Consider the following 13,492-nt stretch of genomic DNA (forward strand, 5'->3'; position numbering starts at 1 on the left):
GTTCAGCCGACCTCGGGCCGGGGGTCGTGTCGAGGACCCTGGCCCGGGGGCGGAGTGAGGGTGGACGTGTAGTTCTCGCCGTCCACGAGGGGAGTCTCCAGGGTGAGCCCGGCCCTGGCCATGCGGTCGTACTCGGCGAGGACCAGACGCTTGGTGCGGTACTCGCCGTACTTGGCGATCTCGTTGTACTTGAGGCCGCCCTTCTTGTCCGTCTGGAAGGACTCCAGGATGTAATCGGCGTCCTCGGCGGAGACTCCGTAGAGGTGGAAGAAATAGGCGTCCAGTTCGGCGCGGAGCTGGGCGCGGCGGTGCTCGTTCCAGGTGAAAGGGGCGCCGGTGTCGCCGAGGTCCCTTGCTAAAGGTTGCATGTCCCAGGCCGTGTAGAAGAGTTCTAGGGTGCGAGGAGTAAGGAAAAAGGTGTGGCGGGCAAGGTCAGCGGGACGAGGGACAGGGAGCTGTTTCCAGGTCATCAGGGCCATGTGAATTCCGCCGACCTTTTGGCGGGCCACGAAGTCGAAGGCCAGGGAACTTTGGGTAGCGACCATGGCGGCCGTGAGTTCGATGTCGCCCTTGGGAAACATGAGCGGGAAAGTGTGTCCCACAGCCGTCTGCGGTAAGAACGCCGGGATGGCGGTCCGCTCATCCGTCGTCCTGGCGACATCGCGCCATCCCAATAGCCAGCCACGCTCCCACTTCAGCTCTTTCAGGCGGAGGGCGACACCGGCGATGGAGATTTCCTTGCCCTTGCGCACGGTGGGGATGCGCCCGATTTCCTGAATCCAGTGACGAGGCAAGGACTCGCCGTACGCGTTCTGCTTGTCCGTAAGCGAGGTTCGCTCGTAATCGTCATTGCCCACACCGTGGTAGCTGTTCCAGCGGTGGTCGAAGAGATGGGCCATCTTTCCTTCGTAAAGGGGCAGCATCCGTTCCCCGTCGCGTACGAAGACGTTACCTAGCAGCTCCCACCCCTGCGCCTCCAAGCTGGCCCGATCGCGGAAGAGATCGGAATCATCGGTCATGTCGAATAGGCGCTTGAATGTGATGCGCCACGGGTTGTCATCCGTCAATTCTTCATCAACCAGAACCGGGATGCGTCTCTGAATGGCAGCGGTCAGGTCGGCGTCCCTCCGTGTGCGGAACACTGGCAACGTCCCCGTGTTCGGATTGATCAGCGCGATCTCCTCGAATGAGAGCGCGAACACCGCGTCACTCTCGGCGAGTTCGTCGGGATGCCCAAGGAAGAACGCGAAACGCGCGGCGCGCTCGGCGATTCCGCGCCCGGTGAGAGAGATCACCGCGAACTGGTAGCTGGAGTGTACGGCTGGGAAGAGCCTCTCCCGCTTGCCGTTCTCGAAGTCGTACAGATGCTTTACCGCACCGCGTCGTGTCAGATCCTGGAAGAGGAACTGGGCGCCCGCGCCGGTCGCGATGGCCGTCGGGACCACGGTGCCGCAGCGACCGTCGGGAGCGGTGATGGAAACGAACCGCTCTGTGAACAGCTGATCCGTCTGGAGCGAGTTGACGCCCTTGACCGACAGTCCTTTCTGTAACTGCGGATACGCCCCCGAAGACCCCAGGAACAGAAACGAAGACTTGACCTTCCGCCGTGCCGCAGCGTACTGCTTGCCGGCCTCCGGATGTTCGCTCGCCCACTTCGCGATGGCCGTCCGCCGTGCCGTCCCGGAGATCTCCGCCAAGGACGGCTCGACCACGCTGAAGTATTTCTTGTCCTCGAAGTCGACCTTGTCCCAAGGCGGGTTACCCAACACGCAGTCGAACCCGCCGGCCCACCCCGTCACCGGGTCGATGTCCGGCGCCGACGGATCGTCCGGCACGTCGAAGACGTCGGGGAATTCCAGGTACCAGTGGAAGAACTGGTATTCCTGGCGTAGCCGGGCGATCTCTTCGTGCGTCTCGGGAAGCGCGCCCTCGCCGTTCGAGAGGGACACGAACACGCGCTGCGTGACCGGCGACGGCGCGTCCTGCGTCTTCTTCCACATGAACGCGGCGCACCACGCGTCGGCCTTGTCACGGGCATTGAGGTAGGAGGGCGCCCCGGCCCATTGCCGGTAGCGGTTGGCGAGCTTGCGGACCTGGCCGACTTTGTCCGTGGGGGAGGTGTCCAGGAGATTGCGCAGCTCGGACGCGAACGCGGTGTTGGTGACGCGCACTGCCTCGTCCATCGCCGCGTCCAGCATGAAGACGCCCTGGTGCTCGTTCTTGTTCCGCTTGAGCCAGTCCCGCGCGACCGTAGCGACGTCACCCTCGACGGCCTTGAACGCCGCATCCGGGATTCCTTGCCGCAGCAGCGCAGGCGTCGCGCCGATCAGCCCGTTGCCGAGCTTGACGTGGGCGTCGAGGAAACCCAGGGCCTTTCCGGGCTCCAGGGCTTCCATCCACAGGGAGACTTTGGCGAGTTCGACGGCCATCGGGTTGAGGTCCACGCCGTACACGCAGCGCGCGATGACGTCGTGCAGGGCCTCCCGGACGCACTCGACGGGCGGCTCGGGGGTCTGTGCCCTCACGGCCGCCACCCGCTTGGCGATCCGTCGCGCGGCGGCGACCAGGAAGTGCCCCGAGCCGCAGGCGGGGTCGCAGACCCGCAGGGACAGCAGCTCGGAGGCCACGGTGTCCCGGGTTTCCGCTTCCGTCTGCTCGGCCTCGGCGGCCTTCTTCTCGCCGCGCTCCTGTGCCGCGTCGATCACCGGGTCGAGGGTGGAGTCGAGGAGGACGTCGACCAGGGAACTCGGCGTGTAGTACGAGCCGGTCTTCTTGCGTTCGTTGCCCGCGCGGGGCACCAGCTCGAAGGTGCGGCACGCGTCGGGCTCGGGCACGAGGTCGAGGAGAGACTCGTAGATCGCGCCCAGTTCTTCGGCGTCCAGGGTGCGGTAGTCGACGGTCCGCCACCGCTTGGCCTCGGTGTCGCGGACGACGGCGAGGTGGCGTACGGCTGCCAGCAGGTGCACGTTGGCCAGGGACAGCCCGTGCAGCGGGGCGTCGGCCGGGGTGTCGTCGAAGAGGCCGCCGAGGCCCGGCAGGCCGAGTTCCGGGAGGCCCTCCTCCGTGCCGAGGGCGTCGAGGACGATGCGCAGTGCCTCGTACCGGTCCGCGTGGGAGGTGCCCCGGCGGCGGCGGGACTGCTCGCGCAGCCGGGCCGTGGAGAAGTAGTCGGCGTAGCGCTTGCGGGCTTCGTCCGGTGTGCCCGTGGGGTGGAGCGCGTCGCGGTCCTCGGCGACGAAGACGAACAGCAGGCGGTAGACCAGGCGCAGCAGGGCGGCGTGGTACGTGTGGCGGTCGAAGTCCTCGCGCAGTGTGCCGTTCGCCGGGTGCCGGAGGAAGCCCGTGCCCAATTCCTTGATCGCGAGGCGTACGCCCTCGCTGATGTCGTCCAGGAAGCGTGCGCCGAGCCGGATCGCGGTGTCCCGCCAGACCTCCAGCCAGCAGGTCCACTGCGTGCCGCCCTGGGGGCTCTCGAAGCGGGAGGCGTGCAGGAGCCGGTACAGGACGACGAACTCGCTGAACAGCTCGCCGTCGAAGATCGCTTCCAGGTCGAACTCGACGTACGCGGCGGTGGCCAGCGCGTTCGAGTCGCGCAGCAGGCGGAGCCGGCGGCCGTTGGTGAGCAGGGCCCACAGGTGCGGTTCGGTGCGGTTCAGGGCTTCCTGGAGGAGCGACTGGGGAGCCGGGCCGCCGGCGCCCCGGCCCTTGTCCAGCTTGACGTTCCAGGAGGTCACGTGGACGAGCGTGTGGTCCCGGCGGTGGCTGACGGGGAACGTCTTCGTGCCGTCGGCGGAGGTGATGCCGTCGGCGCCGACCGGGCTGAGGTGACCGAAGCCCAGGGCCTCGAAGAGGGGCTCCACCCAGTTGGTGCGGGCGTACCCCGTGCTGTCGGGGCGTACGGACGATTCGGGCTCGGCGGGCAGCTTCTGGCGTAATTCGCGCCAGAGCGACTTGAGGTTGTCCCAGTGGCGCTCCGCCTCGTCGCGCACCGAACGGGAGCCGGGGATGCGGTAGTCGGCGGGGGTGAGACCCCGGAGGTCCTTGGTGGGCCTGCCCTCGGATATCCGCACCAGCATGTCGGCGGGCAGCAGCCCCCCGACCGTGTGGACAGCGGTGAACACCTGGTGACGGGTGGTGGCTGACATCAGGCGGAGACTCCAGGAGCGGCGGCCGGGACGGCGGAGGGGGCGGGGACGGCGGGCAGGTAGGCGTACACGCCGAGGACATCGGCGGGCTTCTGCGCGGTGACGGACAGGCCGCGGACGATCTCGCCGGAGGCCTGCCGTACGCGGCGGTGCGAGGCGTCCAGCTCGGCGGCCAGTTCCTCGCCGTACGACTCCACGTGGCCGTGGGCGTCGGACAGGTGGGTGAGCAGGCGGGTCATGGTGCGCTCGGCGTAGTGGCGGTCCGTGCTCCGCGTCGCCGTCGCCTCCAGCAGGGCGCGGGCCTGCTCGGGCGGCAGCCATCGCGCTTTCCTGGGGGAGCCCTCGAAGGCGAGCAGGCGGGCGTCCTCGGCGATGAGCTGCTTGTCGCCGTTGCGGGAGGGCAGCGTGAGGTGGAAGCGGTAGCGGACCAGGAGCAGGGTGGTGAGGGTGCCGACCGCGTCGGTGGTGATGACGCCGCAGCGGCGGGCCGGGCGGGCGCCGTCGGCCTGCGGGTCCAGCGCGGAGTTCAGCACGTGGGAGGCGAGGGCGCCCACCACCGGGTCCGTGCGCACCAGGGCCGCCTCGCCGCGCGCCACCGCAGGGTCCGCCCGGAACGGAATGGGGCGGTCCCTCTCGATCACCTCCGCGCCGACCGTGGGGGCGAGAGCGTCGCGCAGACCGGCGGGGGTGCCGCCGACCTGGGCCGTGAAGTCGTCGCCGTCGCCGCGCAGCACGGCACCGAGGGCGCCCAGCGACTCCCGTACGAACGTGTCGATCTCGCCCGCGCCGCCGAGGGCCTCGCGGATCGCGGCGACCTCCCGGGCCACCTCCTGCGGGCGCACGGAACGCTGCGCGAACCTCGACCGCGACGCCTTCTCCCGCTCGGCCGCCGAGTTCCAGTCGCTGTCCAGCCTGGCCGTGCTCACCTTGAACGCGTCCGCGCCGAACAGCGCGTCCTGGTCCTCCCGGCCGCGCATCAGCAGCCACTCGACGATCGCGTCCGTGACACCCGTCGACAGCTCGTCGGGCACGGACACGGAGATGCCGAGGTCCTTCTTGATCTGGCGGTGCTTCTTGATGAGGACCTCGAGGACCTTGCCGTCGATGCCGTTGTCGTCGCCGTACAGGGTGATGACGCGGACCTGGTCGCGGCGCTGGCCGTAGCGGTCGACGCGGCCCTCGCGCTGGTCGTGGCGGGTCGGATTCCAGGCGAGGTCGTAATGCACGACCGCGTCGAAGTGGTGCTGGAGGTTGACGCCCTCGGAGAGGCAGTCGGTGGCGATGAGGACGCGGCGGGCGGCGGCGTCCTCGCCGGCCTCCTCGGCGAGCCGCTCGATGCGCTCGATGCGCTGCTGCGGGGAGAGCGTGCCGGTGACCGCCCTCACGACGGTCTTCGCGCCGAGCGGGCCGCGCCTGCCGGACTCCTTGTCGTTCTCCAGTTGCTCGGCGAGATATTCCGCCGTGGGTATGTAGCGGCAGAACACGATCGGGTTGTGGCCGTCGGCGAGGAGCGCCTTGAGATGTTTGATGAGCGCCTTGAGTTTCAGGTCCTTGGCCGGTCCCTCCAACTGCTCCGCGATCTTGGCGAGGTCGGAGAGGTAGGAGCGCGGGTCCTCGGTGGTCTCCGCGCCCGGGGCGACGTCCATGCCTTCCATCGCGTCACTGTCGGCGGCGTCGCCGGTGAGCGGCGCGCCCAGCCTGTCGGCCTCCTCCGCCGACGCGGCGATCGCCGCCGCCGAACGTGTCCGCAGGGTCTGCGCGGCGGCGCGCGGCGACGACACCAGCGAGCGCAGCAGCGCGATCGCCGACCACCAGGCGATCCGCGCCTCCCGCCGGCCCTGGCTGCCCGCCTGCTCGACGCGCTCACTCGCGTACGCGATCGCATCGTCCAGCAGGGCCCGGTACTCCGGCGACAGCTTGTACGTCTCGTCCTTGAAGAAGCGGTCCGAGGGGAACGCCGTCCGCTCCGCGAGGGAGTCGTCGCCGAGACCGTCCTCCTTCGTGAGGTACTGGCGCACGTCCGCCCGCTTGCGCGCCACGAAATGCCGGGCGAGCAGCTTGCGGCCGGACTCCGAGTCCAGGCTCACGTCGGCCAGCTCGGGCCTGACCAGGCCGAGCAGGTTGCGGAACGCGGACTCCTTGCCGCTGTGCGGCGTCGCCGTCACCAGCAGCAGATGCCGGGTCTCGTCCTCGGCGACGCGGCGCAGCAGCTCGTAGCGGAGCTGGCTCTGCGAGGCCGTCGAGGTGTCTTCGGCGACCACGCAGGTGTGCGCCTCGTCCACGATCACCAGGTCGGGGCAGTGGCGGACGAAGTCGTCGCGGTGGCGCGGGGACTTGATGAAGTCCGTCGACACGATCACGTGGGGGTACCTGTCGAAGAGGGACTGGCCCAGGTCCAGGCCCCGTTCGAGACGCGAGACCGTCGAGGAGAGCACCAGTTCCGCGTCGATGCCGAACTTGGTGCGCAACTCCTGCTGCCACTGCTCGGCGAGCGCGGGCGAGCAGAGCACGGCCAGGCCCTTCGCCTCGCCCTGCGCGAGGAGCTCGCTCGCGATCAGGCCCGCCTCGATCGTCTTGCCGATGCCCACGTCGTCCGAGATCAGCAGGCGGACCGTCCTCTGACGCAGCGCCATGAGGAGCGGCACGAGCTGGTAGGCGCGCGGCTCCACCGCGATGCCGGCCAGCGAGCGGAACGGGCCCGCGCCCGAGCGGAACCCGACGCGCAGCGCCGTACGCAGCAGGCCCGCGGCGCGCTGGTCACCGAGATCGCCCGGCTCCGGCGGGGCGAACGTGGCGTCCTCCACCGTCTCGAACGGCAGCACGGCGGCTATGTCGTCGTCCGAGCCGCCCAGGGGGCGCAGGACGAGAAGGTCGGGGCAGCTCGCGGGGAGCACGACCCATTCGCGGCCGCGGGCCCTCACCAGGGAACCGGCCGAGTAGTCGAATGCCATGAAAGTTGTGAAGTCCTGTGTCTCGAAGGTCAGTTGCCGGCGGGAGTGCCGAAGTAGCGGGTGCCGGCGGCGATGGCGTCCCAGTCCGCGCCGAGCGGGAAGCGGACGACGTCCCAGCGGGCGTTGTACAGCCGTTCCTCGGCGTCCTCGTCGCGGAAGCTGTCCTGCTCCTGGTCCGGCAGGTCCACGAAGACCGCCACGTTCACGCCGGGCAGGCGGTAGAGGAAATCGGGGGTCGCCATCGCCTCGGTGAGGAACGAGCCGGGCTCGTCCGGCAGCCGCAGGCCGCGCGCCTTCGCCCAGCCCAGGAAGTCACCCCGGGCCGCCAGTTCGGCGGCCGACGCCTCGACCCGGGTGGACTCGACCGGCGTCGGCCCGGCGGGAGAGGCGGGGGAGACCCCGGCGGTGGGGGAGGCGGAGGTCCGGTCGAGCAGCCGCCGGTACTGCTCCGAGCGCGACTCCCCGCGCGCCTCACGGCGGGCCGTCGCCGCCGCGAACCGCACCAGCAGGTCCCGCGCCGCGTGCCGGCTGATCAGGGCGTGGTTGAGCTGGTTGCCGTACGTCAGCAGGCACTCGTAGCAGCCGAGCGCGCACGGCCGGTCCGGGTGCGGGCCGCCCAGGTCGGTGCCGTCCGCGTCGAAGTGGCAGATGTCCAGGGCGCGTACGGCCGCCTTCGCCAGTGCGTCCGGCTCGGCCTGGAGACGGCGCAGCACCCCGGCTCCGCCCTCGGCGGCCTCCGTGAACAGGATGCGCTTGCGGGGACCGCCCTCCGGCGGCAGCAGCTCGCTGGACAACTCGGCGTCCTCCAGCTCGAACGCGGCCTCGATACCCCGCTCCAGCGCGTACATCAGGGACAGCGCCACCGGCTCCGGCAGCGCCTCGTCCAGGGTGACGACGAGGATGTTGCGGCGGTCCTCCACGTACGGGATGACCCGCTTCTTGCGGCGCCGCTCGTTGCCGTCCGGGTCGATCACGGGCAGCTCGCTGGAGTCGCCGGACGCCTCGGAGGCGTCCTTGTCGTTCATCCAGCGGCCGTCCGCCAGGTCCAGCCAGTACCCGGCCGGCTCGTCCTTCTTGGCGCGCACCCGGCCGGTGTTGGTGATCCGGACCGTCGCCGAGTCGCCGTACGCCACCTCGGCGAGCGGTGCGCCCGAGGCGTCGGCGACCGCCGCGTTGAGCCGGCCCGTGCGGCTGCCGTGGTCCTGGAAGCGGTACGACGTCTCCAGCTTGTATCCGGCGCGGCGCCGCTCCTCCTCGTCGGACGAGATCCGCTCCCGGCGCGTCGTGTACACGGTGTGCAGCTGGAGCAGGCCGTACGTCGCCGCGCCCAGCGGCTCGTCGCACATGGCGCAGCGGTCCTCCAGCTGCTCCGGATCGTGGTGGTAGCCGCACTGCGCGCACCGGCGGGCCTCGCTCGTGGCCAGCTCGCCCGAGGAGTCCGGCGGCAGCTGAATACGCGTCACCTGGTAGCGGGCACCCTCGTGGTAGATCAGAGCCCCGGGGCCGAACTCCCTGATCGCCAGGAAGCGGGGCCGCTGGAGGTAGTCGCCGTCCCCGCGGCGGCGGCCCACGGTCGGGATGTACGCGGCGAGGGGCAGCCGCGGAAAGCTGTAGCCGGGCAGGAAGCCCTCGGACGCGAGGTAGCGGTACGGGTTGAAGTCGGAGAGCACCGACTTGCTGTCGACGCTCTCGTTCCTCAGCAGGTTCAGCTGGGTCTCGGCCTCACGGCGGCGGGCGCTGGCACGGATGCGGTCGCCCTCGGTGAGGCTGTAGTCCAGGCGGCGCCGGTTCTGGATGTACTGGTCGTCGAGCGCGGCACGGAACAGCTGCCGCCAGCGGTCGAAGGCCCGGTCGAAGCGGGTCGCCACCGTCCGCACCCGGTCCCGGATCCATTCGTCGTGCCACCACGTGGTGTCGGCGAACTGCGGCAGCAGCGGGCCGAGGACCCGCAGGGCCGCGTCGATCGTGCGGCTCTGGGCGCATTCGTCCAGGGACGCCGCGAGGATGTCCGGCAGCAGCCCCAGCGCCGGGTTCGGGCGGTCACCCGTGTCCGGGGACGACACGTCGAGCACCTCGGGGATCGCCCGGCCCAGTTTCAGGCCGGCCTCCGCGATCCAGATGCCCTGAAGATGGGAGAGCACCAGGTCCTCGTTGGCGAGGTCCAGACGCGGCGGCGCGACGGCGCCCGCCACCATGCGCTCCGAACGGCGGAAGTAGTACTGGTCGTGGCTGTTGCCCGTCGCGCAGTACGTGGTGACCAGCGCCGGCTGGCCGCTGCGGCCCGCGCGTCCCGAACGCTGCGCGTAGTTCGCGGGCGTCGGCGGCACGTTGCGCAGCATCACCGCGTTCAGCTGGGAAATGTCGACGCCCAGCTCCATCGTCGGGGAGCAGTACAGCAGCTTCAGCTCCGCCTTGCGGAACGCCTTCTCGCGCCGCTCCCGCTCCTCGGGCGACACCTGCGCGGTGTGCTCGCGCGCGAACAGCCCGGACAGGGTGCCCGCCGCGTCCCTGTACAGGTCGCGGAAGAACGTGTTGACCCGGGGGCCGTCACCGCTCTGATACGTACGGGTCAGCGGGTCGTGCGTACCCGTCTCACCCCTGCCCGCACGCCAGACGAGGCACTGGGCGGCCACACGGTAACCGGTCGCCGTCTGCGTGGAGGACCTGCGGTAACGGCCCCCCGAACGCTGCGGCGCCTCCGACACCTCCTTCACCAGGCCCGCCGTGGCCAGCACCTTCAGCAACTCCTCGACGACCAGCTGGAGATCGGCCGCGTCGAGCCTCTTGAACGAGGTGTCCGTACGCCGCAGGTACTTCCCGAACTTGCCGCGCGCCGACAGGAACAGGGCCGAGCGGTCCATGCCGGGCCGGGACGGATGCGGATAGGCCGTGCCGACCTTCGGCCTGTCGGCGGCGGACAGCACCCACGGGTCGGTCAGCCGCTCCTCGCTCGCCCGCTGGAGCGAGTCGAAGTCGTCACGGAAGTACGAGACGTCGATGGCGAGGGACCGGCGCATCTCGTTGAGCAGCGCCTTCATGACCTCGGCGCGCAGCGCCGGGTCCGCGTCACGCAGCGCCCGGTGCGTGCCCGCCCACCGCTCCTGCCGGGCCGCCACCCAGTCCAGGTCCTCGTAGCCGATCTCCAGCAGGCCGGTCTGCTCCAGGTTCGGCATCGTGATGCGCCAGCCGCGCTCCAGGTCCAGATAGAGCCGGAACGCGATCACGTCACGGAGCGTCCTGGCGGCGTTGTGGGCCAGGGACGGCGGCAGATCGCTCTCGCCGGTGTAGTCGACCGGGTCGAGCGCGAGCGCACTCGTCACCGACGAGGCCAGGTCCTCGTGGCGGACGCCGTTCTCGCCCGCGTCCAGAGCCGCGCGGTACAGGGCCCCGCGCAACTGGGTGATCTGCACGAAGTCGTTGAAGTGCCCCGCCTGGAGCGACGCGTCCTGACGGTTGTCGACGAACGTGAGGAGCTTGCGCGCCTCCTTGTCCAGCGACTCCCGCGGCACCGACTTCAGCGAGCGCACCACCGAAGCCGAGATCAGCGACGTCGCGGAGGACCGGCCCTCCTGGTCGAGCGTCGCCAGCTTCGCGAAGTCCCGGCCGCGCGTCTGCTCGTACGCCACCCCGCAGTGCAGACAGAACAGGAAGGGGGAGGGGACGAACGCGGCCCGCAGCTCACCGCGCCCCTCGTAGCCGCGTGGATCGACGGTGACGGCACGCGGCACCCGGTCGCGGTACGACTTCTTCACGACCTCCTGGCCCCTGTCGTCCAGCTCCAGCCAGGACTCGGGCAGCCGCCGGGTGTTCACGGCGTACTGCACGTCGGCCGGCCACGCCCGTTCGTGGTCCTCGACGTACAGATAGCCGTCGCCCTGCCGGCCGCCCGTCGCGGAGGTGTCCCGGCGTGCCTCGTAGCGGACCTCGCCGTCCTTCTCGGACCGCCACACCGTCAGGTACTCCTGGCCGCACTCCCGGCAGAACGCCAGCGGCATCAGCACCTTGCCGTCACTGCCCGGCTGTTCGAGCTGGTAGGAGCGGGTGAGATGGCGCGAGAGCTTGTCCTCCAGGGTGACGTACACGGTGTCGCCCTTGGAGAGGAACTGGTGCAGCCGGAACGCGAACAGCGGCCGCTCGGTCACCGGGTGCCGGGCCTGCGAACCGGCCTCCAGGGTGGCGCGGATCGCGGCGGCACACTGCTCCTCGGCGACCCCGGACCGCTCGTGCAGCTCCCTCGCCGCGACCTCGATCTTCGTGGGCCGCTGCCGCACCAGCCGGCCCGTGGCCCCGTCGGTGGCCAGACCGAAACGGGTCTCGATCCAGCGGGCCAGCGGGTCGCGCACGAGATCGCCGTACGCGCGCGGCGCCGCCGGGGAGGTCAGACGTTCGGCGGGAACGGCGTCGGGTGTGTCGTGCGTGGCGCGGACCAAAGTCTCGCCGATGACGTGCTCCGGGTGCACCCGCGTCCCGAACAGGGTGCTCGCCACGGAGGCCACGACGTTCTTCTGGTCGTCGAGCGTCCCCTCCGTCGACATGGTGGCCGACGTGCCGATGCACTGCAGATCGCGGGCCCGGCAGGCCTCACGGACGCGGCGGATCAGCAGGGCGACGTCGGCGCCTTGCCGCCCCCGGTAGGTGTGCAGCTCGTCGAAGACCAGGAACTCCAGGCCCCGCGCCATCCTGATGAGGCTCGCCCGGTCGGCGGGACGGGTCAGCATCAGCTCCAGCATCACGTAGTTGGTGAGCAGGATGTCGGGCGGGGCGTCGCGGATCTCCCTGCGCTTCTCGTCGTCCTCCTGGCCCGTGTACCGGGCGAAGGTGACCGGCTCGCGGCCCTCGCCGTAGCCGTCGCGCAGATACTTCTCCAGCTCCTTGAGCTGGCTGTTGGCGAGCGCGTTCATCGGGTAGACGATGATCGCCCGCACCCTCTTGGCCGCGTCCGGTCCTTCGGCGTCCCGCTGGTGGAGCACCTTGTTCACGATCGGCACGATGTACGCGAGCGACTTGCCGGACCCGGTCCCCGTCGTCAGGACGTACGACGCGCCGGACGCGGCGGCGTCGATGGCCTCACGCTGGTGCTGGTGCAGCGTCAGCGGGCGGCCGTCGGGGACCGTACCGCCCTCGGTCTTCCTGGCCTGGAAGATACGGCCGCACTCCTCGTGCAGGACCTTCTGCCCGGCCAGCTCCACCACCGTGCCCCCGCTCTGGAAGAACGGGTTCAGCGACAGCCACGGATCGGGCCACTGCGACTTGCTGTCGAGGTCCTCCTCGACGTACGCCGCGATGCGGTCGTCACGGATGACCGTGCCGCCCTCGGTGAAGGAGCGGTAGTCCTCGATGAGCGTGCGGTGGACGCGGAAGACGTCCATGCCCGCGCCGGAGGCCGTCACCGGCGGGGGCACGGGTGTGGTGGCCGGCGACGCGGGGACCGGGGCCGCGGCCTCCGGAGCGCTCAGGGGCCGGGTCGGGTCCAGGGCGCTCCAGTGCGGCAGCCGCGGGGTGTCCTCGGCCTGCCGGGCGGACGGGAGCAGCGCGTCGCGTACGGTCACCGCGTCCTCGGGACGGGCCGCCGGGTCCTTGGCGAGCAGCCGGTCCACGAGCCGGACGAGCTCCGCGGGGACCTCGCCGCGGATGACGGCGATGGGCGTCGGCGCTTCACGCGTGTGCTTGGTGGCGAGCTCGAAGGGTGACTCGCTGGTGAACGGCGGAACGCCCACGAGCATCTCGTAGAGCACACATCCCAGCGCGTACAGATCGGCGGCCTGCGTGACCCGCTTGGCCTCGAACTGCTCCGGGGCCATGTAGCGGGCGGTGCCCACACTGACGCCGGTGCTGGTCAGCCGGGCCTCGTCCGGGTCGTCCACGATGCGGCCCATGCCGAAGTCGAGGACCTTGACGGTGCCGCCCAGGGTCAGCATGACGTTGGCGGGCTTGAGGTCGCGGTGCACGACGCCGGCGGCGTGCGCGGCGGCGAGACCCGAAGCGATCTGCGCACCGATGGCGGCGGCCCAGGTCACGGGGAGCTGCCGTTCCTCCTCGATCAGATCGCGCAGCGTCTCGCCGCTGAGTAACTCCATCGCGAGGTAGGGCAGGCCGACCGGGTCCCCGGCCACACCGCCGGCGACGATCCGCGTGAGGTGGGGATCGTCGAGGCGGCGCATGATGCGCACTTCGCGCGCGAAGCGTTCGGCGGCCTTCGGATCCGCGCCGGTGTCGATACGGATGCCCGTGCGGTGACGCAGGATGGTCTTGACGGCGACCATGCGCTCAGGACTGCCCTCGGCCGCCCGGAGATCCTCGGCACGGTGAACCTCCCCCATGTTGCCCTTGCCGATGACCTGCCCGATCCGGAACCTGCCGTCCAGCAGCTCCTGGCCCACTGACACTCCCCTCGTC

At 70.4% G+C, this 13,492-nt stretch carries 3 protein-coding genes; all 3 read right to left on the reverse strand.

Annotation, left to right across the window (positions count from 1 at the left end):
* Nucleotides 1–2: 2 nt before the first annotated feature.
* The 3 genes from ABZ354_RS20695 to ABZ354_RS20705 are packed head-to-tail and all read right to left on the reverse strand — an operon-like array spanning nucleotide 3 to nucleotide 13,476.
* Nucleotides 3–4,145, reverse strand: a complete 4,143-nt coding sequence (locus ABZ354_RS20695; protein ID WP_358658735.1) for a DNA methyltransferase — start codon at nucleotides 4,143–4,145, stop codon at nucleotides 3–5.
* Nucleotides 4,145–7,096, reverse strand: coding sequence for a helicase-related protein (locus tag ABZ354_RS20700; RefSeq protein WP_358658737.1), 2,952 nt, complete (start codon nucleotides 7,094–7,096; stop codon nucleotides 4,145–4,147). Before ABZ354_RS20700 ends, ABZ354_RS20695 begins: the two co-directional genes overlap by 1 nt.
* Nucleotides 7,097–7,125: 29 nt before the next feature.
* Entirely contained in the window at nucleotides 7,126–13,476 is a 6,351-nt protein-coding gene (locus ABZ354_RS20705) for a protein kinase (RefSeq protein ID WP_358658739.1), read from the reverse strand.
* Nucleotides 13,477–13,492: the final 16 nt, after the last annotated feature.

This window comes from Streptomyces sp. NPDC005925 (genome assembly GCF_040638805.1).
Classification (GTDB): Bacteria; Actinomycetota; Actinomycetes; order Streptomycetales; family Streptomycetaceae; genus Streptomyces.